General features: G+C 65.1%; 21 protein-coding genes. 13 read left to right on the forward strand and 8 right to left on the reverse strand.

The window, feature by feature from the left end:
* Positions 1 to 109 precede the first annotated feature (109 nt).
* Positions 110 to 1,768 carry a DUF4394 domain-containing protein gene (locus HMPREF9710_RS18535; protein WP_005668836.1) on the reverse strand — a complete coding sequence of 553 codons (1,659 nt, stop codon included), beginning with the start codon at positions 1,766 to 1,768 and terminating at the stop codon, positions 110 to 112.
* A gap of 174 nt (positions 1,769 to 1,942) precedes the next feature.
* A complete protein-coding gene (locus tag HMPREF9710_RS18540; protein WP_040777433.1) occupies positions 1,943 to 3,139 on the reverse strand; it encodes an MFS transporter in 1,197 nt (398 codons plus the stop codon).
* A gap of 105 nt (positions 3,140 to 3,244) precedes the next feature.
* On the opposite strand from HMPREF9710_RS18540, the gene HMPREF9710_RS18545 reads away from it, so the two are divergent.
* Positions 3,245 to 4,159 carry a LysR substrate-binding domain-containing protein gene (locus HMPREF9710_RS18545; RefSeq protein ID WP_005668840.1) on the forward strand — a complete coding sequence of 305 codons (915 nt, stop codon included), beginning with the start codon at positions 3,245 to 3,247 and terminating at the stop codon, positions 4,157 to 4,159.
* 127 nt (positions 4,160 to 4,286) lie between these two features.
* Complete coding sequence (locus HMPREF9710_RS18550) at positions 4,287 to 4,610, forward strand: hypothetical protein (protein WP_005668842.1); 324 nt, start codon at positions 4,287 to 4,289, stop codon at positions 4,608 to 4,610.
* 4 nt (positions 4,611 to 4,614) lie between these two features.
* On the opposite strand, the gene HMPREF9710_RS18555 is transcribed toward HMPREF9710_RS18550, so the two are convergent.
* The gene (locus tag HMPREF9710_RS18555; RefSeq protein WP_005668845.1) at positions 4,615 to 5,868 is read right to left on the reverse strand and encodes a CaiB/BaiF CoA transferase family protein; all 1,254 of its coding nucleotides are present in this window, start codon (positions 5,866 to 5,868) and stop codon (positions 4,615 to 4,617) included.
* 191 nt (positions 5,869 to 6,059) lie between these two features.
* Here HMPREF9710_RS18555 and HMPREF9710_RS18560 point away from each other — a divergent pair, with 191 nt between their 5' ends.
* A complete protein-coding gene (locus HMPREF9710_RS18560; protein ID WP_040777063.1) occupies positions 6,060 to 6,722 on the forward strand; it encodes a hypothetical protein in 663 nt (220 codons plus the stop codon).
* Positions 6,723 to 7,061: 339 nt separating this feature from the next.
* Here the strand turns inward: HMPREF9710_RS18560 and HMPREF9710_RS18565 are convergent, their stop codons facing one another.
* Positions 7,062 to 8,312, reverse strand: coding sequence for an IS256 family transposase (locus HMPREF9710_RS18565; RefSeq protein ID WP_005668850.1), 1,251 nt, complete (start codon positions 8,310 to 8,312; stop codon positions 7,062 to 7,064).
* On the reverse strand, positions 8,260 to 10,689 hold the full coding sequence (locus HMPREF9710_RS18570; protein ID WP_005668853.1) for a family 1 glycosylhydrolase: 2,430 nt from the start codon (positions 10,687 to 10,689) through the stop codon (positions 8,260 to 8,262). Before HMPREF9710_RS18570 ends, HMPREF9710_RS18565 begins: the two co-directional genes overlap by 53 nt.
* A gap of 303 nt (positions 10,690 to 10,992) precedes the next feature.
* Between HMPREF9710_RS18570 and trpS the strand changes: the two genes are divergently transcribed.
* Together trpS and HMPREF9710_RS18580 are read left to right on the forward strand one after the other, a co-directional pair.
* A complete protein-coding gene (trpS, locus tag HMPREF9710_RS18575) occupies positions 10,993 to 12,036 on the forward strand; it encodes a tryptophan--tRNA ligase (RefSeq protein WP_005668855.1) in 1,044 nt (347 codons plus the stop codon).
* A 124-nt stretch (positions 12,037 to 12,160) separates the two neighbouring features.
* Positions 12,161 to 13,210 (forward strand): zinc ribbon domain-containing protein, encoded by a 1,050-nt coding sequence (locus tag HMPREF9710_RS18580; protein WP_005668857.1) that lies wholly within the window; start codon positions 12,161 to 12,163, stop codon positions 13,208 to 13,210.
* 23 nt (positions 13,211 to 13,233) lie between these two features.
* On the opposite strand, the gene HMPREF9710_RS18585 is transcribed toward HMPREF9710_RS18580, so the two are convergent.
* Positions 13,234 to 13,686, reverse strand: coding sequence for a DUF3597 domain-containing protein (locus tag HMPREF9710_RS18585; RefSeq protein ID WP_040777446.1), 453 nt, complete (start codon positions 13,684 to 13,686; stop codon positions 13,234 to 13,236).
* Between the two features lie 687 nt (positions 13,687 to 14,373).
* Here HMPREF9710_RS18585 and HMPREF9710_RS18595 point away from each other — a divergent pair.
* The 5 genes from HMPREF9710_RS18595 (at position 14,374) to HMPREF9710_RS18615 (ending at position 19,124) form a co-directional block, all read left to right on the forward strand.
* Positions 14,374 to 14,718 carry a DUF1294 domain-containing protein gene (locus HMPREF9710_RS18595; RefSeq protein WP_005668861.1) on the forward strand — a complete coding sequence of 115 codons (345 nt, stop codon included), beginning with the start codon at positions 14,374 to 14,376 and terminating at the stop codon, positions 14,716 to 14,718.
* Between the two features lie 19 nt (positions 14,719 to 14,737).
* Positions 14,738 to 15,490 carry a glycerophosphodiester phosphodiesterase gene (ugpQ, locus tag HMPREF9710_RS18600; protein WP_005668863.1) on the forward strand — a complete coding sequence of 251 codons (753 nt, stop codon included), beginning with the start codon at positions 14,738 to 14,740 and terminating at the stop codon, positions 15,488 to 15,490.
* Positions 15,491 to 15,584: 94 nt separating this feature from the next.
* A complete protein-coding gene (locus HMPREF9710_RS18605; RefSeq protein WP_040777067.1) occupies positions 15,585 to 15,803 on the forward strand; it encodes a hypothetical protein in 219 nt (72 codons plus the stop codon).
* A gap of 113 nt (positions 15,804 to 15,916) precedes the next feature.
* Positions 15,917 to 18,526 (forward strand): alanine--tRNA ligase, encoded by a 2,610-nt coding sequence (alaS, locus tag HMPREF9710_RS18610; RefSeq protein WP_005668867.1) that lies wholly within the window; start codon positions 15,917 to 15,919, stop codon positions 18,524 to 18,526.
* A 370-nt stretch (positions 18,527 to 18,896) separates the two neighbouring features.
* Positions 18,897 to 19,124 carry a sulfurtransferase TusA family protein gene (locus tag HMPREF9710_RS18615; protein WP_040777452.1) on the forward strand — a complete coding sequence of 76 codons (228 nt, stop codon included), beginning with the start codon at positions 18,897 to 18,899 and terminating at the stop codon, positions 19,122 to 19,124.
* A 137-nt stretch (positions 19,125 to 19,261) separates the two neighbouring features.
* On the opposite strand, the gene HMPREF9710_RS18620 is transcribed toward HMPREF9710_RS18615, so the two are convergent.
* Complete coding sequence (locus tag HMPREF9710_RS18620) at positions 19,262 to 21,586, reverse strand: DUF4214 domain-containing protein (protein ID WP_005668871.1); 2,325 nt, start codon at positions 21,584 to 21,586, stop codon at positions 19,262 to 19,264.
* 262 nt (positions 21,587 to 21,848) lie between these two features.
* On the opposite strand from HMPREF9710_RS18620, the gene HMPREF9710_RS18625 reads away from it, so the two are divergent.
* From HMPREF9710_RS18625 to HMPREF9710_RS18635, 3 genes are all read left to right on the forward strand, one after another.
* Positions 21,849 to 22,598 (forward strand): electron transfer flavoprotein subunit beta/FixA family protein, encoded by a 750-nt coding sequence (locus tag HMPREF9710_RS18625; RefSeq protein WP_005668874.1) that lies wholly within the window; start codon positions 21,849 to 21,851, stop codon positions 22,596 to 22,598.
* A 34-nt stretch (positions 22,599 to 22,632) separates the two neighbouring features.
* A complete protein-coding gene (locus HMPREF9710_RS18630; protein ID WP_005668876.1) occupies positions 22,633 to 23,562 on the forward strand; it encodes an electron transfer flavoprotein subunit alpha/FixB family protein in 930 nt (309 codons plus the stop codon).
* Positions 23,563 to 23,672: 110 nt separating this feature from the next.
* Entirely contained in the window at positions 23,673 to 25,463 is a 1,791-nt protein-coding gene (locus tag HMPREF9710_RS18635) for an acyl-CoA dehydrogenase (RefSeq protein WP_005668878.1), read from the forward strand.
* On the opposite strand, the gene HMPREF9710_RS18640 is transcribed toward HMPREF9710_RS18635, so the two are convergent.
* Entirely contained in the window at positions 25,460 to 25,873 is a 414-nt protein-coding gene (locus HMPREF9710_RS18640) for an NINE protein (RefSeq protein WP_005668880.1), read from the reverse strand. The genes HMPREF9710_RS18635 and HMPREF9710_RS18640 overlap by 4 nt on opposite strands.
* Between the last annotated feature and the right edge of the window lie 108 nt (positions 25,874 to 25,981).

The raw sequence follows: 25,981 nt of genomic DNA on the forward strand, positions 1-25,981 counted from the left end.
TGCGCGGCCGGCGAGGCCTTGCCGGGCACATTTTTCGTGACCGATCGCAGCCCGCCAGAATAAATCAGTGCTTCCCTAGGCGGCAGCCCGCATGCCGCCGCCCGGATCATCAGCGTAGCCAGATCGCGATATCGCGCACGCCTGGCCCGCTGTTGCCACTACTGCCGCCGATCACCGACGTCGCCGGCGTCGCCGCGCCATTGACCAGGGTTGCCGCGCCGCTGCTCAGGTTCACCCGGTACAGCGAGCTGGGGCCGCCGGCCGTGGTGCGCAGCGCCGCCAGCACCAGGCCGTTCTCGCCGCCGCCGATGTCCATGGCGCCTGCGCCCGCCACCGTCACGCCCAGCGGTCCGACGTCGACCAGCGTGCCGTCGTTCGGCGGATTCTGCAGCGCCAGCACCGAACTGGCGCCGTCGACGTCGAACAGCTGGGTCGAGGCCGGGGTCGGGATGCTGTTGGTGTAGGCCGCGGCCACCACGCGTGGGGCCACGCCGGCGCGGTTGATGTTGCCGTCGGTGGTGGTGGCGCCGGTGTCGACGTTGATGCGCAGGCTCTGGCCGCTGTCGCTGATCACGCGCAGGCGGTCGGCGACCGGGTTGAAGTCGACCGCAAATGCGGTTCCCTGCATGGCGGTGTAGGGCGCGCTCGTGTCGGCGCCGTCGGCGGCGAGCGTCGCCTTGACGCTGGCGGCGCCGGTGGCCGGGTCGATGGTGACCAGGCGCGCGTTGCTCGTCAGGCCGTACAGCCTGCTGTCTTTCGGCCGCACGTCGATGCCGACCAGGGTTTCGCCGCCGGCCAGGCCGGTGATGGCGACGTTGGTGTCGATGGTATTCGGCGAACCGACCTTGAAGCCCATCAGCCGGTTGTCGTTCGAGAGACCCAGCACGACCGGCGCCGCGGCGCCGCGCAGCGCGATGCCGCGGATGTCTTCGGTGACGCCGAGCGCGCCGATGAGCGTCGTGGGGGCGCTGGTGGCGGCCAGGTTCACGCCATACAGGTTACGCGCGCCGCCGACGGTGGCGACCATGTATCCCATATTCGTGCGCGCATCGATGTCGAAGCCGTTGGCGGCGCCGATGGTCACGCCCAGCGGCACCGGCGTGGCCAGGGCGCCGCTGTTCGGCGGATTCTGCGTGTACAAGGTCGAGTTGGCGCCATCGATGCCGTACAGCGTGGTCGAGCCGGTGCCGGCGAACGAGTTGGTGTAGGCCGAGGCCGAGATCGCGGCGCCGGCCGCGCCGCCATTGATGCCGCCGTCGGTGGTGGTGGCGCCGGTGTCGACGTTGATGCGCAGGTTCTGGCCGGTATTGCCGACGATGCGCAGGCGGTCGGCCATCGGGTTGAAGTCGACGCCAAAACTCGTGCCGGCCAATGCGGTGAACGGTTCCGTGGTGTCGGCGGCATCGGCGACAAGGCGCGATTTGTTGGTGGCGGCGCCGGTGGCGGCGTCCAGCGTGTACAGGCGGCCGGTCGAGCCGACGCCGTACAGCATGCCGTCGGCCGGCCGCACGTCGATGCCGACCAGGTTCTCGCCGCTCTGCAGGCCCGTCACCAGCACGTTGGTGCGAATGGCGCCCGGCGTGGCGCGGTCGAACGACACCAGGCGGTTGCTGGTGGTCAGGGCGACCACGTCGCCGACGGTGGCGGCGGGCGGCGGCGTGGTGGTCGGCGGCGAGGCGTGATCGTCGTCGCTGCTGCTGCCGCAGGCGGCCAGGGCAAGGGCGATCGACGAGACGAGAGCGAGCTTGGTGAATTGCGGTTGGGTCATGATGTGTCCTCAGTAAGAATTGCTTGCTTGAATTCATTGGGGGCGCATCGCGGCCGGGTCGGCTGCAATGTTGGCGTTGGTACTACGCGCCAGATGCAGGAATGGATGCACCTTGTGAAAAAATATTTTCACAAGGTGCAGAGAATAGTGATGGCGACGGTGGCCGCCGGGGCGTCACTCGCCCTGGCGCAAGCGCGCCACCAGGGGCGCCAGCAGCACGGCCAGCACTGCGAAGCCGGCCGCGAAGTAGCCGATCTTGTCCAGGCCGACCAGCGGGATTGCCGCGCCGCCCAGCATGGCGCCGATGCCGATGCCGGCATTCGCGGCCGATACATTGGTGGTGCCGGCCAGCGCCTGCGAGTGGGTGACCGATTTCATCACCCGCACCTGGCAGATAGGGAACAGCGCCGTGTACGCGATGCCCCACAGCGCCAGCACCGCGCAGAACAGGATCGTCGAGCCGGCGCTGGGCGCCGCCAGCGCCATCGCCAGCGCCAAGAGGCCCGAGAACAGCGCCGTGGCTTTCAGTGGCGCGCGGTCGACCACCTTGCCGCCGACCCAGTTGCCGATCAGGCCGATCGCGCCGAAGCCCATCAGCCACCAGCCGACGTCCAGCGGCGCCACGCCGGCCACCCGCTCGAGGATGTCGGCCAGGTAGGTGTAGGCGGTGAACATGGCGGTGAACACCAGGATCGACAGGCCGACGTTGGCCAGGAAGTAGGGCTCACGGAACAGGCGCGCCTGGGAACGGAAGTCCACACGCTTGGCGCGCGCCACGGCCGGCATCAGGAACAGCAGCGCGAGCGCCATCGCCAGCGACAGGGCGGCGAGGATCCAGAATGCATTGCGCCAGCCGATGCTGTTGGCGGCGATGGTGCCGAGCGGGATGCCGAACAGCAGGGCGGCCGAGATGCCGAGGTAGACCCGCGCCACGCCTTGCCCGGCCTTGTCGGGACCGGCCAGTTCGGCCGCGGTCTCGCTCGCGGTGCCCCAGAACACCGGCAGCGCCAGCGCAGGAATGAAGCGCGCCAGCGCCAGCACCCAGACGTTCGGCGCCAGCGCGGCCAGGGCATTGGACAGCGCGAACACGACCAGCACGCCGATGAACAGCGCCTTGCGGTCCAGGTGCGACAGCCAGGCCGTCAGCGGCGGACCGAACAACATCACGGTGAAGGCGAACAGGGTCACCAGCTGCCCGGCGAGCGAGATCGAGATGCCGAGGTCGCGCGACAAGGCCGGCAGCAGGCCGACGATCAGGAATTCGGTGGTGACGATGATGAAGGCGGCGACCGCCAGGATCAGGATGGGCAGCGCGCCGGACGACGATGACGCCGGGGCCGCCTGTGCGAGCGCAGAGCTTGAACGGGACATGGATTTCTTATAAGGATTAAGCAGGGTCGCCATCCTATTTGAAATACCATTTCCTATCTCGGGCATTTTTTCTATACTTGGCGGAATATTTTTCCGCAATAGCCTATGCAAACCAGTGAACGCCTGAAGGGGGTCGATGTCTTCGTGGCCGTGGCCCAGGCCGGCAGCTTCGTCCGCGCGGCCCAGCGCCTGCACCTGACCGGATCGGCCGTCGGCAAGGCCATCGCCCGCCTCGAGGCGCGCCTGAACGCGCGCCTGTTCGAGCGCAGCACGCGCCGGCTGGCGCTGACCGACGCCGGCGCCCGTTTCCTGGCCGCCTGCACCCGGGTGCTCGGCGAACTCGAGGAAGCCGAGCATGCATTGCACGCCGAGGGCGACCTGCTGGCCGGGCGGCTGCGGGTCGACCTGCCGGCCACCTATGGACGCCTGATCGTATTGCCGGTGCTGACGGCTTTCCTGCAGCGTTATCCGCGTATCAAGCCGGTGCTGTCCTTCACCGACCGCTATGTCGACCTCGAGGACGAAGGCATTGACGTGACGGTGCGCATCGGCAGTCCGGAAGCCTGGTCGCCCGCGCTCGGCCACTGCCTGCTGGGCCAGGACCGCAAGGTGTTCTGCGCGGCGCCTTCCTACCTCGCGGCGCACGGCGCACCGGCCTCGGTCGAAGACCTGGTGGAACACGCGGTGATCATGTACGGCAAGGCCGACAGCCGCGTCAGTCCCTTGCTGATCCGGCGCGGCAACGCCCTGGTCGAGCAGCGCGCTTTCGATGCGCGGATCGTCGCCGGCGACGCCGAAGCCCAGGCCGAGCTGACCGTGGCGGGGCTCGGCATCGCCCAGCTGTCGACCTGGCTGATCGAGCGCCACCTGGCGGACGGCAGCCTGGTCGAGGTGCTGCCGGACTATGCGACGCCCGGCCTGACAATGCACGTGGTGTGGCCGAAGGCGAAACAGGACGTGCCGCGCGTGCGCGAGCTGGTCGACGTCTTGCGCGCGGCGCTGTCGGAGCCGGCGGCGTAACACTGCCATCTGGAGTGCACCGCGATTGTCCCGCGGAACGGGCGAAATCGATGCTTGATAAACCACGAATCCATCCTAAGCTGGAAGGCTCCAGTGGTTTTTTCCACATCTTTTTCAGGAGAACATCATGCTGCAAACCGCCGAAATCCAGCAACGTTTCATGAACGTCCAGCAGGTCGTGAACCAGGCCGAGCAAGTCTGCCAGAGCGACCAGAGCGTCCCCAGCGAAATCCGCGACTGCATCCACAAGATCGCCGAGGAAGCCGGGCGCGCGCAAAGCGTCATGCAGTCGAACGACCAGTCGAGCATGATCCAGTGCATCGACGACCTGGAAGCCATGGGCGACGAGGCCAAGCGCGTCTGCACCTCGACCAGGCCTTCACCGCAAGTGCAATCCGTCGTCGTGCGCGTGCACGACGAGCTGTCGAACCTGAAGCACCAGCTGCACTGAGCCTTTAAACCACACCCCGCTCGCGCAAGGCCGCGATCTCTTCCTCGCTCCTGCCCAGCATCTCGCGCAATACTTCCGTCGTGTGCTGGCCCAGCAGGGGCGGGGCCATCCCGCTGGTCGCAGGAGTGGCCGACATCCGGATCGGATTGCGCACCAGCTTGACCTGACCCGCGCTCGGATGCGGCAGGTCGATCGCCATCGCACGCGCCTGCACCTGCTCGTTGGCGAACACTTCGCCGACGTCGTTGATCGGCCCGCAGGGCACGCCTTTTTCTTCCAGCAGGGCGATCCATGCGTCGCGCGGTTTCGTCCTGACCATCTCGGCCAGCAGCGGCACCAGCACATCGCGGTTCTGTACGCGCAGCGGATTGGTGGCGAAGCGCGGATCGCCGGCCAGCTCGGGCCGGCCGCCGGCCTCGACGAACTTCTGGTACTGGCCGTCGTTGCCGGTGGCGACGATGATGTGGCCATCCGCGCAGGCAAAGGTCTGGTAGGGCACGATGTTGGCGTGGGCATTGCCCCAGCGCTTGGGCGGCTTGCCGCTGTTGAGGTAATTGCTGCCGACATTGGCCAGCATCGCCACCTGCGTGTCTAACAGCGCCATGTCGATGTGCTGGCCCTCGCCCGTGCGGTCGCGGTGGGTGAGGGCGGCCAGCACGGCCACCGTCGCGTACATGCCGGTCATGAGGTCGGTCAGCGCGACGCCGGCCTTTTGCGGACCGCCGCCGGGCAGGTCGTCGCGCTCGCCGGTGACCGACATCAGGCCGCCCATGCCCTGGATCAGGAAGTCGTAACCCGCGCGGTGGGCGTAGGGACCGTCCTGGCCGAAGCCGGTGATCGAGCAGTACACCAGGTCGGGCTTGATTGCCTTGAGTGAGTCATAGTCGAGGCCATAGCGCTTCAGGTGGCCGACCTTGAAGTTCTCGAGCACCACGTCGCAATGCAGCACCAGCTCGCGCAGCAGGGCCTGGCCTTCGCTGCTCGCGATGTCGACCGTGAGCGAGCGCTTGCCGCGGTTGGCCGACAGGTAATAGGCCGCTTCCTGCGTATCGTTGCCCTGCGCATCCCTGGCATATGGCGGACCCCAGGCGCGGGTGTCGTCGCCGGCGCCGGGGCGCTCGATCTTGATCACGTCGGCGCCGAGGTCGGCCAGGTTCTGCGAGCACCAGGGGCCGGCCAGCACGCGCGACAGGTCGAGCACGCGGATGTGGCCGAGGGCTTTCGGCAGCGCTGAGGGGGGAGAGGTGGATAGCGTCATGACGTTCTTTGCGCGGCAACAAGGAAGGCTGATTATAGCTGGCAGGAACGAAACGGCATTGTGAGTGGACGAGCGCTTGGCTCGTAGGCGCAGTCTGTATCGCTTCACTGATGATTCAGACCTGCCTTCATCGTTCGTCACCTTTTGAGAGCTCAAGGGACGGGGAGGATTGGTGAGTGCTAAGATGCTGGATGGTTCGCGATATTACCTCTCAAAAGTACTTCAATCAGCATTGCATCACGTTGGAGATCGGATCGTCAATTACTGACGACGAGTTTGATACATTTAACAATGTGGATTTACTTGCTCGTCTCACTGGTGCACCCGATCGAAGCACCATCCTTGTTTCGCGGGGTATAGGGGCAGTTGATACGCTCAACCTCAAAGTGCACAATGAGGTGTTTCAGTATCCGTCAGAATATTTCATCATTAACAACGGTGGAGAACTCAGGTTTCAGCTGATCGTCGATTCAATCTATGTTCGTAAAGAAGATCAGGACAAAGGCATTGGCGTCAGGTCGGTAATGATCAGTATCGACCAGGCAAAAGAATTGGGTTTTCATTCAGTTGGCTTGGAAGCTGCCGGCAGTGCAAGCAATCGAAGCATGTTTTTCGGTTATCACGTCTGGCCATCTTTGGGTTTCGATGCAGATTTGCCAAGCGTGATATTGAGCAAGCTTCCTGACGAGCTTCAGTGGTGCGCGCGGGTATCTGATTTGATGCAGGCAGATGGAGGGCCTGATTGGTGGTACTATAACGGGGTAGGACTCGAATTGACGTTCGAACTTGACGATGATAGTGTGAGTTGGAAACTTCTGCATGAGTACGCCAAGGCGAGGGGGATTTCAATATGACAAGAAAATTTTTGCAAGCGCTATCGCAGCTCAAATCGACTTCGCTTGAAGAGGTACGTGCACAGCGTAGGGAGCGTGATACTCCCCAGCATGGAGCAGTTGCCTTTCAGGCAGATGTTTACCGCAGACGGCGAGCTGGGACAATTGTCACCTTCTCCAAGCCTCGTACTGCTGAGCATTGATAAAAAGCCACGATCTTCGTGGCTTTTTTGCTAATAATGAAATAGGCCCTTCTTAGGAGAAAGCGCCGTAGCGCTCTCCGTTAATTGCAGTTGCTTACGTCCCGGACTGCACTACCGGACCTGTCAGAAATTCTGTGTGCGGGGCCAGAATTCGTAGTTAGATAATCGCGTTCGTGAAGCGCTCGCCGAACATGATGGCGAACTGGTTGGCAGCCTGCTTCCAGGTACGCTGTGGCATCTTCCAATCTTTCTCGATATTGCGCAAGGCCAGGAACAATAACTTGGTCGCGGCTTCGTCGCTGGGGAAGTGACCACGGTTCTTGACGATCTTCCGCAGACGCATATGCAGGCTTTCAATAGCGTTGGTCGTGTAGATGATCGTGCGCACTTCAGGTGGGTAGGCAAAGAACGGAATCACCTGCTGCCACTGGCGCCGCCACATCGCGGCCACGGTCGGAAACTTGGTGCCCCATGGGCCTTCTGCAAAGGCATCCAGCGCCGCTTCGGCCAGCTCGGCGTTGGCAGCGTGGTAGATCGGCTTGAGCGCCGCTGCCAGTTCCTTCCGGTCCTTCCAGGCCGCAAGCGTCGTCGAATTGCGGATCAGGTGCACGATGCACGTCTGGATCTGCGCTTGCGGATAAACGGCCTCGATGGCCTCCGGGAAGCCGCGCAGGCCATCGACGACGGCGATCAGGATATCGTCCAGTCCGCGGTTCTTGAGTTCGTTGAAAACCTTCAGCCAGAATTTGGCGCCTTCGGTCTGTTCGATCCACAGACCCAGCACTTCCTTGCGGCCGTCGGCACGAATGCCCAAGGCCAGATATACGGCCTTGTTCTTGACCGTGCCTTCGTCCCGGATCTTCAGGCGCAACGCGTCGAAATACACGATCGGATACATCGCCTCGAGCGGCCGCTGCTGCCACTGCGCGACCTCCTCGAGCACTTCGTCGGTGATGGTCGAAATCAGGTCTGGCGACACCTCGGCGCCGTACAACTCCAGCAAATGCGCCTGAATCTCGCGCACGCTCATACCACGAGCGTACATGCTGATAACGTGATCGTCGAAGCCCGACATCCGGCGCTGATGTTTGGCCACCAGTTTGGGCTCGAAGCTCGACAGACGATCGCGCGGAATGTCCAGGTGGAGCTCCCCGCCTGGCGTCAAGACCTTCTTCGGGCTGCTACCGTTGCGGTGGTTTCTGCTGCCGTCTTCCTCGTTGGCCAGGTGGTGGTTCAACTCGGCCGACAACATACGCTCGGCCAGCATTTTTTTGAGCTGCCCGGCGAGGCCCGATTCGCCAAGGATCGACTCGGCGTCCTTGTTCTCAACCTGGGCCAGCAACTGGTCGATCAGCTCAACGGGAAACGGGTACGCTGCTTTCTGTTTTTTGGGCTTCTTGGTGGTCATCACTTCGGTCATGGAACAGTCCTTTCGGGATTATTTCATGACCCCGTTCCACACAGAAATTCTGACAGGCTCGCACTACCGCAACCGAATCGGCCTCCCCCTGGCTATCGCCACCCGCCACCGCCTGGCGCCCTTCGGCCTCGGCCAGCAGCGCGCAGCGCTCGGCCTTCTCGGCATTGCGCAACTCGACATAACGCCGCAGCGCATCGTCCAGCGCTGGCAACAGCGCGCCGCGTTCGCTGTGCAGCGACGAGTAGGCCGGCCGCGCCGCAGTGAAGCCGAATTCCTCCGCCGGCTTCGCTTCCAGCGTCGATGCATCGACGCCGGCCAGCCCGGCCGCGCGCCGCGCCAGCTCGGCCCAGGTCAATTCTCCCTTGTTGGCGAGGTGCCAGATGCCGGCTTCGCGGTCCACGGCCAGGTCCAGGCAGGCGTGCACCAGGTCGGGCACATAGGTCGGCGTGATGGTCATGTCGCCGGCCGCCACGAAGGCGTCGCCGCGCTCCAGGGCATCGAGCGCCTGGGTCACGAAGTTGTGCTGGTCCCACGGCCCGAAGAAGGCGCTGGTGCGCACCACCAGCGCGCCCGGGTGATTGGCCAGCACCGCGCGTTCGGCGTCGAGCTTGCTGCGGCCGTAGACGTTGAGGGGATTCGGCGTATCCGATTCGACGTAGGGACGCTCGTTGCGCCCGTCGAACACCAGGTCGCTCGAGAAGGTGGTCAGGTGGATGGCGTGGCGCGCGCAGGCGGCGGCCAGGATGGCGGCGCCGTGCGTGTTCTCGCGCTGGCAGCGTTCCATGTCGTGCTCGGCGTCGTCGACCCGCACATAGCCGCAGGTATTGACCACCGCCCACGGCTTGTGCCGCGCCAGCGCGCGCTCGACCGAGTCGGCGTCGGCGATGTCCATGTCCTGGCGCGACAGCAGCTTGTAGGCCAGGTTGCGCTTGTCGCAGATGCGGGCGAAGGCGCGGCCCAGGGTGCCGGTCGCGCCCAGGATCAGGATCGGCGCGGCGTCGCTGCCCACCAGGCGGTGGCCGTCGGCCGCGATCGAGGTGAGGGCGGCCGGCGTGGCCACCGGCTGCTGGCACAGGAAGCGGCCCGGCCGGCGCCACCAGCCCTGGGCGCGCAGCACCGGGTGCGACAGCGGCGCGCCGCTCGACAGTTCGCGCATCATGTTCGCCAGCGCGGTCGGCCGCGGCAGCGGCGAGCGCACGTCGAGCGGGCCCGGTTCGTAGTAGCCGCGGTCGACCGTCACCAGGCTGTTCCAGTCGAAGGAGCCGAGCAGGGCCCACACCGTGACGGCGCGCACGTCGACGCCGTTGTCGCGCGACTGCTGGGCCGCTTCCCAGATCTCGAGCAGCCAGCGCATCTGGTCTTCGCGGTTGGCGTCGATGTGGGCTTCGGTGATGGCCAGCGGGATGCGATAGCGCTCCCAGATCTCGGACAGCAGCGGGGCGATGCCGGGCGTCGGCGTGGCCAGCACGCGCGAGGCTTCGATGTCGGCGCAGGGAATGCCGTCGGCCACGCCGCGGTGGTGCGCCGGATAGCGCTCGGGGCGGTGGTCCAGCCAGCGCTCGCTGGTGACATAGTAATTGACGCCGATGAGGTCGGGCGGGCAGGGGTTGTCGCGGAACCACAGGATGTCCTCTGGCCTGGCGCCGCTCTTGAGCAGGTAGTTCCACAGCTTGTGCTCGGGCCCGACCATGCCGCACAGCAGGTCCCAGCCCAGCCAGCGGCGCTCGTTGTAGAACTCGGCCACGTGGCTGAGCTCCGGCGTGCTGTAGGTCTTGCCGAGGTCGTCGGTCTGCACCAGTTTCGCGTTCGGGTTGACGGCGCGGATGGCGCGCATCGACAGCACGGTGGCGCGGCACTGGTTGAGCAGGGCGTCGATGAAGGTGCGGTCGTCGCGGCCGTGCGGATACCACACGCCATACAGGCCGGCGAAGCGCGCCGTGGTGCAGATCTCGTTGACCGGGGTATAGAACTCGAGCCAGGGGTAGCGCGCGGCGACGGCGCCGGCGTAGTCGGCCAGCTCTTGCGCGAAACCGGGATCGACCAGGCTCGTGTGGCGCGGGCCGCTGCCATGGTGGATCAGTCCGGCGATCGGGGTGACGCCAGCCTCTCGCAGGGCGGCCAGGCGCTCGTCCGGCCAGCGCCAGTCGGCGCCGTCGACGCCGTCGGGGGCGGTGCGTTCCCACAGGATGGGGTAGCGGATGGCGCGGATGCCGAGCGCGGCGAAGCGCTCGATGTCGCAGGCGCGTCCGCTATGGCCGTTGCGGTCCAGCTGGCTGAAGTAGGTGTCCTGCACGCGGTTGACCGTGCATTCGAGGCCGCCCCAGAGTTCGAGGGGGTGTGCTGGGCTGTTCGTGCTCTTGTTCATGGTGGTCTTGAATCCTTAATTTTATGACAACAAAGTTTCGACAATGCGGCGCTACCGACGTTCAAACTGCGTGGGGAGAGCCCTGCCTGCCGAGTCACGGTGCGGGTAGCGGTTGACAGCGGAGCGCCAACCTGCAACCATGCGGTCCATGATCTTTCCGAAAGCACATCTCATTCTTGCCTGGTGGCGCCGCTCCTAGCGCGCGGCCCCGGAAATGATGTGCATTTCAGCTAACGCCGCCTCGATTTGGGTGGCGTTTTTTCTTTGACGCAGGACAATCGAGGCATCTACCAAGGAATCTCGATGACCCTGCAACAAACTACCGCTCCTGCTTCTGCTTCCGCTCCTGGAAGCCAGATCATCCTGACCGGCGACCGTCCGACCGGTCCGCTGCACCTCGGCCACTTCGTGGGCAGCCTGCGCGATCGCGTGACCTACCAGCACCAGTACCGCCAATTCGTCATGCTGGCCGATTCGCAGGCCCTGACCGACAATATGGATGACCTGAGTAAGGTACACCGGAACGTGCTGGAGGTGGCGCTCGATTACCTTGCCGTAGGGATCGACCCGGCCAAGACCACGATCTTCATCCAGTCGCAGATTCCGGAACTGACCGAGCTGACCTTCTATTACCTGAACCTGGTGACCGTCGCGCGCCTCGAGCGCAACCCGACCGTGAAGGCGGAAATCGTCCTGCGCGGCTTCGAGCGCGACATCCCGGCCGGCTTCCTGACCTATCCGGCCAGCCAGGCCGCCGACATCACCGCCTTCAAGGCCGGCGTGGTGCCGGTGGGCGAAGACCAGATCCCGATGATCGAGCAGTGCAACGAGATCGTGCGCCGCTTCAACCGCATCGTCGGCCGCGACATCCTGGTCGAGGCCAAGGCCTTCGTGCCGGAAGTCGGCCGCCTGCCGGGTATCGACGGCAAGGCCAAGATGAGCAAGTCGCTCGGCAACACCATCAACCTGGGCGCCAGCGCCGACGAGATCCGCGCCGCGGTCAAGAACGTGTACACCGACCCGCTGCACCTGAAGGTGTCGGATCCAGGGCATATCGAGGGCAACGTCGCCTTCAGCTACCTGGACGCTTTCGACACCGACAAGGAAGGCCTGGCCGAGATGAAGGCGCACTACCAGCGCGGCGGCCTGGGCGACAGCATCGTCAAGAAGCGCCTCGAAGGCATCCTGCAAGACCTGCTGGCGCCGATCCGCGCTCGCCGCGAAGAGTTCGCCAAGGATCCGGCCCAGGTGATGAAGATGCTGCAGGAAGGCACCCTCAAGGCGCGCGAAGTGGCGGCCGCGACCACCGACGAGGTCAAGAAGGCGCTGGGCCTGTCCTACTTCTGATGAGGGCACGGGTATCGCTGCGCGATACCTGCGGTAGCGCAACCCGTGCCTCTGATAACTATCAGTAGCACGGAGCCGGCGACGATGGCAAGCTGCGGGCTTGTCCATCGCCGAGGAGCGCTTCATGAGCAAAGGCTTGCGCCTGACCGAACAATGGATGCAGCGGGCCTTGTGGCTCGTCGCCTTCGTCTTCGCCGGCTTCCTGATCGGCCTGGGCGGCCTGGTCGTGCAGCAGCTGCGCGACGTCGAAGAGCCGCTGACGGTCGAGCAGTTCATGAACCCGGCCCTGGTCGGCAAGCTGCGCGCCGAGATGGACAGCGAGCGCGCGCGCATCGAAGGCGCACGCACGCGCCTCGAGCAGGCCAGCCAGAAGCATGCCGTGGCGCAGTCGAACACGCGCTCGGCGCGCTCGACCTTCGACAACTGGCTCGCGACCCGGCAGGCCACCGCGCGGCCCGAGCAAGACCCCGAACTGATCAAGCGTACCCAGGGCCTGGAGGCCCTGGAGCGCGCTGAACGCGCCGCCCTGGCGGCGGTGGAAGGCGAACAGCAGACGATGCTGGACGCCACCCAGGCCTACGAGCGCGCCAACCTGCGCTGGAACGCCCTGCAGGAACCGGCGCAGCAGGCCTTCGCCGACGAAGTCGAGGCGCGCGAGCTGCGCGTCTTTCTGTATCGCCTGGCGTTGACCTTGCCGCTGCTGCTGGCGGCCGGCTGGCTGTTCCGGCACAAGCGCAAGACGCCGGACTGGCCGTTCGCCTGGGGCTTCATCATCTTTGCCCTGTTCACCTTTTTCTTCGAGCTGGTGCCCTACCTGCCGAGCTATGGCGGCTATGTGCGCTACATCGTCGGCATCATCCTCACCGTGGTCGCGGGGCGCTACGCCGTCGCATGGCTGCAGGGCTACTTGGCGCGCCAGAAGCTGGCCGAGGCATTGCCCGACGCCGAGCGGCGCCAGGGGATGCGTTACGACCTCGTCCAGGCGCGCCTGACGAAAAGCGTGTGCCCCGGTTGCGAGCGCGCCGTCGACCTCAAGGATGGCAAGACCGACTTCTGCCCGCACTGCGGCATCGGCCTGTTCAACCGATGCGGCGCTTGCACGACCCGCAAGAATGCGTTCGCGCGCTTTTGCTTCGCCTGCGGGACGGCGGCCAACACCACGCTGGCCGATTAGGCGGCCAGCGCCGTGCGACAGGGTCAGTCGCGCAGGTCGGCCGGCACCTTGCCGCCGTTGGCGGCCAGCTTGTTCATCACCTGGCGGTGCAGCCAGATGTTCATCTTGGCCGAGTCGCCCGTGTCGCCGGTGTAGTTCAGCTCGGCGGCCAGTTCCTTGCGCGACTGCAGGCTGCTGTCCAGGCCGAGCAGCTTGAGCAGGTCGACGATCGAGGTGCGCCAGTTCAGCTGCTGGCCGGACGACTTCTGCATATCGTTCAGGATCTGCTCGACGTCGACTTGCTGCATCGGGGCGGCGGCCGGAGCGGCGGAAGCGGCGGGAGCGGCAGCCGGTGCGCCTGGCGCGGGCGCGGCTTGCGGCTGCGGCGCGGCGCTCGGGGCTGCCGGTGCGGCCGCTGGCGCGGCGGTCGTTGCGGCAGGCGCCGCATCTTTCTTACCTGGGAAAATTTTGTGGAAAATATTGCTCAGGATACCCACGGGACCCTCCTTTTCTGGTGATTGTTTACGGATATTGTTTGCCATATAGCCGAGCGCGACCGCCAGCGCGGCGCCGCCGGCAGCCTTGATCAAGGTCGGATGCTCGGCATAGAAGTCGCTCATGCGATCGACAATGCCAGGGTTCTGTTGTTGCGCCTTTTCAGCCAGTTCTTGCACTTGCTCAGGCGAGACCTGGGCCGCCTGTTCCGGTGTCACCTGGGAGGTGTTGCCACCGAAGATCTTGCCGAGCGCACCGCCAGCCACCGAGGACAGCAGGCCGCCGCCGGCGCCGCCGATCAGGTTGTTGAGCATGCCGGCGCGCTGGTCGGGATTGCTCTGGCCGAACAGCTGGCTGACCATCTGGGGGAAGGGCGGGGTCTGGTCCGAGCGCAAGGCGCTGGCGATGCCCTGGGCGATGCTGGCGCGGGGCGCGTTTTGCGCCACCTGGTCGAAGTCGTCGGCAGCCTTGCCATTATTGGCGACGGCGCCGCCAATATACTGCTGCAATAAGTTTCCTAAATCGAAAGCCATGTCATCTCCTACGTGATGTGATACCTGTGATTGCTCAGCGTAGGCGTTTGGTATCGCCGGCTCTGTTCGATGACGAACCCAGGAAGGGTATTCATCGACGATCGGCCCATATTTGCCCAGTGGACATTTGCAAGCCGGGAGCGGTAAGCTGTCGCCATGCCCTACCTGCCGCTCGTCATCTTCCTCGCCGTCTACCTGTTCGCCAGCCTGGCCTGGGATATGTCCCAGCTGGTCGGCGCGGCCTACCTGACGACCAGCCTGACCTGCTTCGTCGCCTACGCCATCGACAAGTCGGCGGCGCGTGCGCAGTCCTGGCGCACGCCGGAAAGCACCTTGCTGATCCTGGGCCTGGTCGGCGGCTGGCCCGGCGCCTTGCTGGCCCAACAATGGTTGCGCCACAAAAGCAGCAAGCCATCGTTCCAGCGCAAGTTCCAGCTGACGGTGGCGCTGAACCTGGGCGCCTTCGCCTGGCTGGCCTGGCGCTTCGGCGTGCCGGCCTGATCGTCGAAAGGAGGATCGCATGTGGCCTTACCCCCGTATCCTGGCCCACCGCGGCGGCGGCACCCTGGCGCCCGAGAATACCTATGCCGGACTGCGCTGCGGGATGCAGGCCGGCTTTCGCGCGATCGAGTTCGACGTCATGCTGGCGCGCGACGGCGTGCCGGTGTTGATGCACGATCCCGGCCTGGGCCGCACGGTGAAGGGCAGCGGCAGCGTGTTCGAGCACGATGCCGGCGATCTCGTGGCGATGGATGCCGGCGCCTGGTTCGGCCCGGCGTTCGTCGGTGAACCGGTGCCGCTGTTTACCGAGTTCGCGCGCCGCTGCAGGGAGCAGGGCGTGTGGATGAATATCGAGATCAAGCCGGCGCCCGGGTTCGAAGCGGAAACCGGCGCGGTCGTGGCCGCGCTTGCCGCCGACCTGTTCGCCGCCGAACTCGCGGCCGGAGACATGGCCCGGGTTCCGCTGCTGTCCTCGTTCAGCGACGTGGCGCTGGCCAGCGCGCGCCTGGCCGCGCCGCAACTCCCACGCGCCTGCCTGATCAGCGCGCTGGGGCCGGATTGGGAGCTGCGCGCCCGGGCGCTGGACGCGGTTGCCATCCACACCAATCACCAGCACCTGGGGCCGCAGATGGCGCGGGCGGTGAAGGAAACGGGTTTGGGCCTGTTCTGCTATACGGTCAACGATCCCGGCCGTGCACGCACCTTGCTGGACTGGGGCGTGGACGCCTTCTGCACCGACCGCATCGACCTGATCGGGCCGGACTTCGCCTGAGATACTTTCGGCTCAGCAATATATTTGTGAGGCGGCCTCAAGAATGGAGGCCGGGGAGACGTTAAGTACAGACGATCTCTTTGAAGCAGCTAGCATGGCACCCTCGACCACCATTATCCCGTTCACTTCGCATGGCGAAGACACCCAGGCCGCCGTCAGCCACTGGCTCGGCCAGGTCGCGATGGCCGGCGTGCGCCGGTCCGCCATCGAGGCGGATGGCGAGGCGCGCTCCCGCATCCTGCGGCAAGCCGCAATGACGATGCTGGCCCCGGTCGAGCCCAGGACGCGCGCGATCTCGAACCTGCTGCGCTGAATCCGTTGTTGCTGGCAAGTTGTCAATATTAGTGGGACTGATATTGACGGCGGCGGCTAGGCTATAATCGTTCCTTTATACGGCACGCTGCCTCATTCCGCCCTCCAACAGACATGAAATCCTCAGACATTCGCGAAAAGTTCCTGAAGTTCTTTGAATCCAAAGGCCATTCCATCGTGCGTTCCAGCCCGCTGGTGCCTGGCAATGACCCGACCATGCTGTTGACCAATAGCGGAATGGTGCAGTTCAAGGATGTGTTCCTGGGCCTGGATTCGCGCCCGTATTCGCGCGCGACCTCGGTCCAGCGCTGCGTGCGCGCCGGCGGCAAGCACAACGACCTGGAAAACGTCGGCTACACCGCGCGCCACCACACCTTCTTTGAAATGCTGGGCAACTTCAGCTTCGGCGACTATTTCAAGCGCGATGCGATCCAGTATGCCTGGGAACTGCTGACGAAGGTCTATGGCCTGCCGGCCGAGAAGCTGACGGTCACCGTCTATTTCGAGGACGACGAAGCCTACGATATCTGGGCCAACGAGATCGGGGTGCCGAAAGAGCGCATCATCCGCATCGGCGACAACAAGGGCGCGCGCTACGCCTCGGACAACTTCTGGCAGATGGCCGACACCGGCCCATGCGGCCCGTGCACCGAGATCTTCTATGACCACGGCGCCGACATCTGGGGCGGTCCTCCGGGCTCGCCCGAAGAAGACGGCGACCGCTTCATCGAGATCTGGAACCTGGTGTTCATGCAGTTCAACCGCGACGAGGCGGGCAAGTTGACCCCGCTGCCGAAGCCGTCGATCGACACCGGCATGGGCATGGAGCGTCTGGCCGCCGTGCTGCAGCACGTGCACAGCAACTACGAGATCGACCTGTTCCAGAATTTGATCCGCGCCGCCGCGCGCGAGACCGGCATCGACGAGCTGGGCAACAACTCGCTCAAGGTCATCGCCGACCACATCCGCTCGGCCTCGTTCATGATCGTCGACGGCATCATCCCGAGCAGCGAAGGCCACGGCTACGTCCTGCGCCGCATCATCCGCCGCGCGCTGCGCCACGGGCACAAGCTGGGCCAGACGAAACCGTTCTTCTACAAGCTGGTGGCCGACCTCGACCTCGAGATGGGCGAAGCCTATCCGGAACTGCGCGACGCGAAAGACCGCGTGGCGCAGGTGTTGAAGGCCGAGGAAGAGCGTTTCGGCGAGACGCTGGAAAACGGCATGAAGATCCTGGAAGCCCAGCTGGCCAAGGATCCGAAGAACCTCGACGGCGCCACCGCCTTCACCCTGTACGACACCTACGGTTTCCCGCTCGACCTGACCGCCGACATCTGCCGCGAACGCAACATCACGCTCGACGAGGCCGGCTTCGCCGCCGCCATGGAACAGCAGAAGAAGACCGCGCGCGCCGCCGGCAAGTTCAAGATGGCCGCCAACGTCGAGTATGCGGGCGAGAAGACCAAGTTCGTCGGCTACGAATCGCTGGCCCACAACACCCACGTGCTGGCGCTGTACGCCGACGGCGTGAAGGTCGACGAGCTGAAGGCCGGCCAGGCCGGCATCGTGGTGCTCGACACGACCCCGTTCTATGCCGAATCCGGTGGCCAGGTCGGCGACCAGGGTGTCATCGGTACTGCCGGCGTGCAGTTCGACGTGGAAGATACGCTCAAGATCCAGGCCGACGTGTTCGGCCACCACGGCGTGCTGCGCGAAGGTTCCCTGAAAGTGGGCGATACCGTCGATGCGCAAGTCGATACCGTCAAGCGCGCACGCACCATCCGCAACCACTCGGCCACCCACCTGATGCACAAGGCCTTGCGCGAAGTGCTGGGCAGCCACGTGCAGCAGAAGGGTTCGCTGGTCGATCCGGACAAGACCCGCTTCGACTTCAGCCACCCGCAAGCCTTGACCGCCGACGAGATCGCCAAGGTCGAAGCCATCGTCAACCGCGAGATCCTGGAGAACCATCCGACCCAGTCACACCACATGTCGTTCGACGACGCCGTCAAGCATGGCGCGATGGCGCTGTTCGGCGAGAAGTACGGCGACACCGTGCGCGTGCTGGACATCGGTTCGTCGAAAGAGCTGTGCGGCGGCGTGCACGTGACCCGCACCGGCGACATCGGCCTGTTCAAGATCGTGTCGGAAGGCGGCGTTGCCGCCGGCATCCGCCGCGTCGAAGCGGTGACGGGCGAGGGCGCCCTGGCCCTGGTGCAGTCGATCAACCGCAAGCTGGTCGAAGCGGCCGGCGCGCTCAAGACCAGCCCGGACGAGCTGACGGCCCGCATCGCCCAGGTCCAGGATCAGGTCAAGGTCCTGGAAAAGGAAGTCGCCGCGCTGAAGTCGAAGCTGGCGGCCGGCCAGGGCGACGAGCTGGTGAGCAAGGCGGTCGACGTCAACGGCATCAAGGTGCTGGCGGCAACGATGGAAGGCGCCGACGTGGCCACCCTGCGCGAAGCCATGGACAAGCTGAAGGACAAGCTGCAGACGGCCGCCATCGTGCTGGCCAGCGTGGCGGACGGCAAGGTCAGCCTGATCGCGGGCGTGACCAAGGATGCCACCGGTAAAGTAAAAGCCGGCGAGCTGGTGAACTTCGTCGCCCAGCAGGTTGGCGGCAAGGGCGGCGGCCGTCCTGATATGGCGCAAGCAGGCGGCACCGATCCGTCGGGCCTGCCGGCGGCGCTGGCCGGCGTGGCCGGCTGGGTCGGCGAACGCGCCTGATCGTTCCGTCTCTTGGCTTGACCATCGACGCCACCTTCGGGTGGCGTTTTGCATGCGCCGCACGAAACCTGGACTGAAGTGGTAACACTTTGTTTTGATGGTCGTTTCGACTATTGCGCGCCCTGATTCGGACCGCATCTAGGAGGCGTGCTGCACCGCTGCGGTGCCGATTTGTGAGCACCGAGTACACAGTCAATGTTATTTGGTCAAGCATTTCACATTGCGGTTGCAATCCTGCAACAATGTGTGACTATTTTGGTGCGGTGCGTCATACTGCCCGAATTGGAGTAGTATGCGACTGAAGTTGGACCACTTAATCAAAGCAGGTAATGCGATGAGCGATATCACTTTTGAAACCGACACCGACACCATGGAATTCCAGAGAGACCTGGATGCACGCGGACTGAACTGCCCGCTGCCCATCCTCAAAGCCAAGAAGGCGCTCGCCGAGATGGAAACCGGCCAGGTGCTGCGCATCGTTGCCACCGACACCGGCTCCGTGCGCGACTTCCAGGCCTTCGCCAAGCAAACCGGCAATGCCTTGCTGGCTCATACCCATGAGAATGGCGAGTTCACCTTCCTGATGCGCCGCAAATAAGCGATTCGGCTGCAGTCCATGCTGCAGCCGCGTGCGTATCCCGCGACGGGGCGTCCTGCCCCGTGCGCTTCCCGCAAAAAGAAAAGCCCCGCATCCGAGGATGGCGGGGCGCGTGCCTGCGCGGTGACGGGATGCCGTCAGCCGCCGAAGCCGGCGCCGTCGGCCACGCCGACCAGCCCGATCCGTTCTCCCTCCGCACCGGCATCGAGGTCGACCAGGTCGAGGGTGCCGAACTGCAGGTCCAGGCCCGGCGTGCCGCCGGCGAAGTTGGTGAACACGACACTGTTGATGCCGACCTCATCGGTCCATTGCATCATCCAGGCCTCGCCGCCCGTATTGGCAACGAAGGCGTCGGCCACGATGTCGCCGCGGACGAGGGCGGCCTGGTTCAGTTCGCCGGTCGTGAGGAAGGTGTCGCTGACGACGGCCACTTCCGGATCGATGTAGGAGGCGAAGAAGATGTCGCCGGCTTCGGCATTCGTGATCCGGTCCAGTTCGGCAATCGAATCACCGCTCGCGAATACGCCGCTCAGGGCCTCGCCCACGTTGTACATGAACAGGGCCGGTATCCCATCCGCGGTCAGGATGATCGTGTCCGCGCCGAGACCGCCCGAAATGGTGTCTTCGCCGCCGTTCGCGTAGATGGTGTCGTTGCCGGCGCCGCCGCTCAGTAAGTTGTAGGAGTCGCTGGTGCCGGTGAGCGTGTCGTCGCCGCCAAACCCCCAAAGCATATTGCCCGTGAGTTTTTCACCGGCAGCGCTGCCGAAGGTGTAGATGTAGTTGTCGCCGGTCGTCATCGTCTCGCCCTGCGCCGACGTGACCGTGAGCGTGCCTTGCATCAGCGTTTGCTGTTCCAGGATCTGGACGGAGACACCTGCGACGGCCCCCTTGCTGGCGTGGTTCGACTCCACCACGAACGAGCCGGCCGCCGATTCCAGCGTGATCTCGCCGTCGAACGGGCTGTTGAGCCTCACCCAGCGCATGCCCAGCCCGATGTCGATGCCGCCTGGCCCGTCGATACGAACCTCGGCCGTCTCGCCGATATTGCCGGCCGCGTCGATGGCCCGCACCTCGATCGTCGGATCGTTCTGCGTCAGGTCGATGCCCTTCAGCGTGACGGTGCCGGCGCCGGCATCGTCCTCGACGTCGATCCATGCATCGCTGCCGGTCATGCGCCACTGGAGGATGCTGTCGTCGCGCTGATCCACGCTGAAGCTCACGTCGACGGTTTCTTTCGTCGTGATCACCGCGCCGTCGTACTGGCCTTCGATGCGCAGGAAGGCCAGCCGCTCGGTCGGGGGCGTGGCGTCGTGGACGATGTCCTGGTCGATCGCGGTGACTGCCGCGCCGTCGGCGTTCACCAGGCGTACCTGCACATTCGTGCCCGCGGGGCTGGCGGTCAGGTCGACGTCCGTGACGGTGATGGTCTTGCCAACCGGCGCGATATCGGTCCAGTCCGCTTCAGTATCGAGCCGGTACTGGAACTTCTGGCCCGTGGCTGGCGTGCCGGTAAAGCTGAAGCGGACGTCGGCGACTTCCGCATTGGTGACGTTGTCGTCAGGAGCCCGGTCGTTGGCGTCGTGATCGACGCCGGCGAACTTGAGCGTCACGCCGACTGGCGGCGTGGGCGCCGGCGGGGTCGGACGCGGCGGGTCGACGATGTCGATCACGGCGTCCAGTCCGCCCTTGGCCACGGCGTCCACCACGTCCTGCAGGCTGGCCCTGGCCGGCAGCTTGTCCAGCACCTTGGCCATGCCGCCGTGGCGCTGCAGCGCAGCGAGCGCGGAGGGATCGTCGGCAGCGGCCTTGGCCATGTCGGCCAGGGCCTGCGCCAGGGTCACCGGGTCGGCCGCGCCGCGCTCGGTGTCGAACAGCGCCAGCAGGGTGGTGCCGGTGGCGATCGCCTCGACCACCTTCGGATTGGATGAGGCGATGTCGGTGAACGCGACCGTGGCCTGCACCAGCTGGTCGATGTCGTCCTGCGAAGCGCCGAGCGTGACGGCGCGCATCAGCACGCCGGCCGCCTCGAGCGCGGCGTCGCCGGCATAGTTGCTGCCGGACTCAGCCACCTGGGCGGTAAAGTCGACGGCGGCCTGCTTGCGCAGCTCGACCAGGTCCGCATCCGTTCCCTGGGCGGCATCGAGGATGGTGATGGCGACGTCGGCCAGCGACACATGGCCGGCGCCGATCGCGTCGCTCCAGAAAGCCAAGCCGCCGGCATCGGGTGCGCGGCTGAACAACTGTTGATAGATCTCGGCGATGCGCTCGGCCGGCGTGTCGTCGCCGAAGCGGTCCTGGGCTTCCTCGGAGTGCGCGAACGATGCGGCGATGGCGCCGAGGTCGCTTTCATTGGCGGCGAGACGCGCGGACCAGTAGGCCAGGCCGTCAGGATCGGCCGGACGGCCGAGGAAGGCGAGATAGAAGGCGTGCACCGCGGATGCGTGGGAAGTCAGTTCGTTCATATCAGGATCATTCGTTTTTATGCATGGTCAAATTGCCATGTAGAAACATTATGTATTCAGAATGTAATTGTGTGTAGGAAATAATCACCGCTTTTCGGGTAGAGAATCACTTTTAGTCAAGGCGCATGAAATGGACGGGTGCATTAGGCGGTTTCCTCTAACAAAAAATCGTACGATCGTGCTTTAATTTAGCCCGTCGCTCGAATTTCTCTTATAATCTGGGCCACAGTTCTGTCATCCATTCCATTTTTAAAGGCACCCTATGAAAGTCCTGGTACCCGTCAAACGCGTGGTCGACTACAACGTCAAGGTTCGCGTCAAGTCCGACAATAGCGGCGTCGATGTCGCCAACGTCAAGATGTCGATGAACCCGTTCGACGAGATCGCGCTGGAAGAGGCGACCCGCCTGAAAGAGGGCGGCAAGGTCACCGAGGTGGTGGCGGTCTCGGTGGGCGTGGCCCAGTGCCAGGAAACCCTGCGTACCGGCATGGCGATCGGCGCCGACCGCGGCATCCTGGTGGAAACCGCCGGCGACACCGAGCCGCTGGCCGTGGCCAAGATCGTCAAGGCGCTGGCCGATAAGGAACAGCCGCAACTGATCATCCTGGGCAAGCAGGCGATCGACGACGATTCGAACCAGACCGGCCAGATGCTGGCTGCGCTGCTGGGCTGGCCGCAAGCGACCTTCGCCTCGAAAGTCGTGCTGGAAGACGGCAAGGTGACCGTGACCCGCGAAGTCGACGGCGGCCTGGAGACCGTTGCCCTGACCCTGCCTGCCATCATCACCACCGACCTGCGCCTGAACGAGCCGCGCTACGTGACGCTGCCGAACATCATGAAGGCGAAGAAGAAGCCGCTCGAGACCGTCAAGCCGGAAGACCTGGGCGTCGACGTCGCGCCGCGCCTGAAGACCCTGAAGGTCGTCGAGCCGGCCAAGCGCTCGGCCGGCGTCAAGGTGCCGGACGTGGCGACGCTGGTGCAGAAGCTGCGCACTGAAGCCAAGGTCATCTGAGTCGTCTGTCGTTACTTAATACATAGGAATCAACATGGTCGCATTAGTCATTGCTGAACACGACAACGGCTCCCTGAGGGGCGCTACCCACCACACCGTGACGGCTGCCGCCCAGTGCGGTGGCGACGTGCACGTCCTGGTCGCCGGTTCGAACTGCGGCGCCGCCGCCGAAGCCGCCGCGCAAATCGCCGGCGTGTCGAAAGTGCTGGTCGCCGACGCGCCGCACTTCGCCGACGGCCTGGCCGAGAACGTGGCCGGGCAGATCCTGGCTGTCGCCGGCGAATACTCGCACATCCTGGCCCCCGCCACCGCCTACGGCAAGAACATCCTGCCGCGCGTGGCCGCCAAGCTGGACGTGGCGCAGATCTCCGAGATCACCAAGGTCGATTCGCCCGACACCTTCGAGCGTCCGATCTATGCCGGCAACGCCATCGCCACCGTGCAGTCGAGCGACAAGGTCAAGGTCATCACCGTGCGCGGCACCGCCTTCGACGCCGCCGGCGCCGGCGGTTCGGCCGCCATCGAGAACGTGACCGCAATCGCCGACTCGGGCACCTCCACTTTTGTCGGTCGCGAACTGGCCAAGTCGGACCGTCCGGAGCTGACCGCCGCCAAGGTGATCGTCTCGGGTGGCCGCGGCATCGGCTCGGCCGACAACTTCAAGATCCTGGAGCCGCTGGCCGACAAGCTGGGCGCCGCCATGGGCGCCTCGCGCGCCGCGGTGGACGCCGGCTTCGTGCCGAACGACTGGCAGGTGGGCCAGACCGGCAAGATCGTCGCCCCGACCCTGTATATCGCCGTGGGCATCTCGGGTGCGATCCAGCACCTGGCCGGCATGAAGGACTCGAAGACCATCGTCGCCATCAACAAGGATCCGGAAGCGCCGATCTTCTCGGTCGCCGACTACGGCCTGGTGGGCGACCTGTTCGAGGTCGTGCCGGAGCTGGTCAAGGAACTGGGCTGATCGCGCGGCGCGCCATCCAGCCAGGCGCGCCACAAGCACCCCGCACACGCCGTTCCCGCCCACGCAGGAACGGCGTTTTTCATGCATGAGAGACAATCAGGAGACAACAGGTGAGCTATAACGCCCCGCTGAAAGACATGCAGTTCGTCCTCAATGAACTGGCCAACCTCGCCGAGGTCAATGCGCTGCCCGGCTGCGAGGACGCGACCCCGGACACCGTGGAAGCGGTGCTGGAAGAAAACGCGAAATTCTGCGGCGAAGTGATCGCCCCGCTGAACCATGCCGGCGACCAGGAGCCGAGTTTCTGGAAGGATGGCGCGGTCACCACGACCAAGGGCTTCAAGGAAGCCTTCCGCGCCTACGCCGACGCCGGCTGGCAGGGCGTGCAGCATCCGCAGGAATTCGGCGGCCAGGGCTTGCCCAAGCTGGTGGCCACGCCGTGCATGGAGATGCTGCATGGTGCCAACCTGGCGTTCGCGCTGGTCGCGCTACTCTCGGACGGCGCGATCGAGGCGCTGCTCACCGCCGGCTCCGATGCGCAGAAAGCGCGCTTCCTCGAGCCGCTGGTCTCGGGCCAGTGGACCGGCACCATGAACCTGACCGAGCCGCAGGCCGGCTCCGACCTGGCCGCCGTGCGTACCCGCGCCGAGCCGCAGGGCGACGGCACCTACAAGATTTTCGGCACCAAGATCTTCATCACCTATGGCGATCACGACATGGCCGAGAACATCGTCCATCTGGTGCTGGCGAGGACGCCCGACGCGCCGCCGGGCGTGAAAGGTATCTCGCTGTTCATCGTGCCGAAGTTCATGATCAACGACGACGGTTCGCTGGGCGCGCGCAACGACGTGCACTGCGTCTCGATCGAGCACAAGCTGGGCATCAAGGCCAGCCCGACCGCCGTGCTGCAGTTCGGCGACGGCGGCGGCGCGATCGGCACCCTGGTGGGCGAAGAAAACCGCGGCCTCGAATACATGTTCATCATGATGAACGCGGCCCGCTTCGGCGTCGGCATGCAGGGCGTCGGCCTGGCCGAACATGCCTACCAGCAGGCGGTGGCGTTCGCGAAGGACCGCATCCAGTCGCGCGACGTGGCCGGCTCGAGCGGCCCGGTGGCGATCATCAACCACCCTGACGTGCGCCGCATGCTGATGTCGATGCGCGCCCAAACCGAGGCGGCGCGCGCGCTGGCCTACGTCGGCGCCGGCATCTCGGACCTGGCGCATCACCATCCCGATGAGGCGACGCGCCAGGCGAACCTGGCCGTGTATGAATACCTGGTTCCGGTCATCAAGGGCTGGTCGACCGAGATGAGCGAGAACGTCGCGCGCGACGGCGTGCAGGTGCACGGCGGCATGGGCTTCATCGAAGAAACCGGCGCGGCCCAGCATTACCGCGACGCCAAGATCCTCACCATCTATGAGGGCACGACGGCGATCCAGGCCAACGACCTGGTCGGCCGCAAGACGGTGCGCGATGGCGGGGCGGTGGCCAGGTCGCTGCGGGCGCAGATGGACGAGGTCGTCCAGCAGCTGGCAGAAACGCAGAGCATCGACCTCACCGCGATCGCCCGCCAATTGCGCGATGGCGCCAGCGCGTTCGAGTCCGTGGTCGACTTCGTGGTGGAAAACGCAAAGAACGATCCGCGCGGGGTGTACGCCGGCAGCGTGACGTACCTGAAACTGGCCGGCATCGTGCTGGGCGGCTGGCAGATGGCGCGCGCGGCGCTGGTGGCGCAGCGCAAGCTGGATGCGGGCGAGGGCGACGCCGCCTTCTACCGCGCCAAGATCGCCACGGCGCGCTTCTTTGCCGACCACATCCTGTCGCAGGCGCACAGCCTGCGTCACGCGATCATGGAAGGCGCCGCCGGCGTGCTGGCGCTCGACGTCGAGCAGTTCTAACCGTAGGCGCCGCCGGTAAACAGCAGGTCGAACAGTCGCGCCATCGTCCCGATCAGGACGATGGCGCCGGTCAGCATCGTGATCACCAGCAGCAGCGGCAAGGTCCAGTTCGACCGCGACTGGCGGCCGCTGCCGGCGTTGTGTTTGGCATCCCATTTCTCGTCGGGCGTGAGGCCGATCGCCAGCGCCTCGATGAAGCCGGCGATGAACGATACCAGCAGCGGCAGGATCACATAGAAGGGATGCGGCTTGACCGCGCCGTACAGGATGCCGGTGATGGGCAGCGCGCACAGGTGCAGCAATCCGAGCCGGTCGGCGCCGCCCTTCAGGTAAAAGCGATGCGCGCCGAACCCGCCCAGCAGCAGGGCGAGCAGGGTGGCGACGGTCTTGTTCTTGTGAGTAGCAGCCATGTCGTGTTGTTCAGGATTCAGGACAGCAAGAGTATCGTCCATATTTGCAGGAATGGCACGTTTCAGGCGACAGGCTGGCGAAATGGCGGGATGGCCGGTGGCGGTGTG

Origin of the sequence: Massilia timonae CCUG 45783 (assembly GCF_000315425.1) — a bacterium.
GTDB lineage: Bacteria > Pseudomonadota > Gammaproteobacteria > Burkholderiales > Burkholderiaceae_D > Telluria > Telluria timonae.

What these genes read in the sequence shown, in the direction of transcription:
- HMPREF9710_RS18535 (WP_005668836.1), bottom strand. Translation starts at nt 1,768, where the DNA reads ATGACCCAACCGCAATTCACCAAGCTCGCTCTCGTCTCGTCGATCGCC.
- HMPREF9710_RS18540 (WP_040777433.1), bottom strand. Translation starts at nt 3,139, where the DNA reads ATGTCCCGTTCAAGCTCTGCGCTCGCACAGGCGGCCCCGGCGTCATCG.
- HMPREF9710_RS18545 (WP_005668840.1), top strand. Translation starts at nt 3,245, where the DNA reads ATGCAAACCAGTGAACGCCTGAAGGGGGTCGATGTCTTCGTGGCCGTG.
- HMPREF9710_RS18550 (WP_005668842.1), top strand. Translation starts at nt 4,287, where the DNA reads ATGCTGCAAACCGCCGAAATCCAGCAACGTTTCATGAACGTCCAGCAG.
- HMPREF9710_RS18555 (WP_005668845.1), bottom strand. Translation starts at nt 5,868, where the DNA reads ATGACGCTATCCACCTCTCCCCCCTCAGCGCTGCCGAAAGCCCTCGGC.
- HMPREF9710_RS18560 (WP_040777063.1), top strand. Translation starts at nt 6,060, where the DNA reads ATGGTTCGCGATATTACCTCTCAAAAGTACTTCAATCAGCATTGCATC.
- HMPREF9710_RS18565 (WP_005668850.1), bottom strand. Translation starts at nt 8,312, where the DNA reads ATGACCACCAAGAAGCCCAAAAAACAGAAAGCAGCGTACCCGTTTCCC.
- HMPREF9710_RS18570 (WP_005668853.1), bottom strand. Translation starts at nt 10,689, where the DNA reads ATGAACAAGAGCACGAACAGCCCAGCACACCCCCTCGAACTCTGGGGC.
- trpS (WP_005668855.1), top strand. Translation starts at nt 10,993, where the DNA reads ATGACCCTGCAACAAACTACCGCTCCTGCTTCTGCTTCCGCTCCTGGA.
- HMPREF9710_RS18580 (WP_005668857.1), top strand. Translation starts at nt 12,161, where the DNA reads ATGAGCAAAGGCTTGCGCCTGACCGAACAATGGATGCAGCGGGCCTTG.
- HMPREF9710_RS18595 (WP_005668861.1), top strand. Translation starts at nt 14,374, where the DNA reads ATGCCCTACCTGCCGCTCGTCATCTTCCTCGCCGTCTACCTGTTCGCC.
- ugpQ (WP_005668863.1), top strand. Translation starts at nt 14,738, where the DNA reads ATGTGGCCTTACCCCCGTATCCTGGCCCACCGCGGCGGCGGCACCCTG.
- HMPREF9710_RS18605 (WP_040777067.1), top strand. Translation starts at nt 15,585, where the DNA reads ATGGCACCCTCGACCACCATTATCCCGTTCACTTCGCATGGCGAAGAC.
- alaS (WP_005668867.1), top strand. Translation starts at nt 15,917, where the DNA reads ATGAAATCCTCAGACATTCGCGAAAAGTTCCTGAAGTTCTTTGAATCC.
- HMPREF9710_RS18615 (WP_040777452.1), top strand. Translation starts at nt 18,897, where the DNA reads ATGGAATTCCAGAGAGACCTGGATGCACGCGGACTGAACTGCCCGCTG.
- HMPREF9710_RS18620 (WP_005668871.1), bottom strand. Translation starts at nt 21,586, where the DNA reads ATGAACGAACTGACTTCCCACGCATCCGCGGTGCACGCCTTCTATCTC.
- HMPREF9710_RS18625 (WP_005668874.1), top strand. Translation starts at nt 21,849, where the DNA reads ATGAAAGTCCTGGTACCCGTCAAACGCGTGGTCGACTACAACGTCAAG.
- HMPREF9710_RS18630 (WP_005668876.1), top strand. Translation starts at nt 22,633, where the DNA reads ATGGTCGCATTAGTCATTGCTGAACACGACAACGGCTCCCTGAGGGGC.
- HMPREF9710_RS18640 (WP_005668880.1), bottom strand. Translation starts at nt 25,873, where the DNA reads ATGGCTGCTACTCACAAGAACAAGACCGTCGCCACCCTGCTCGCCCTG.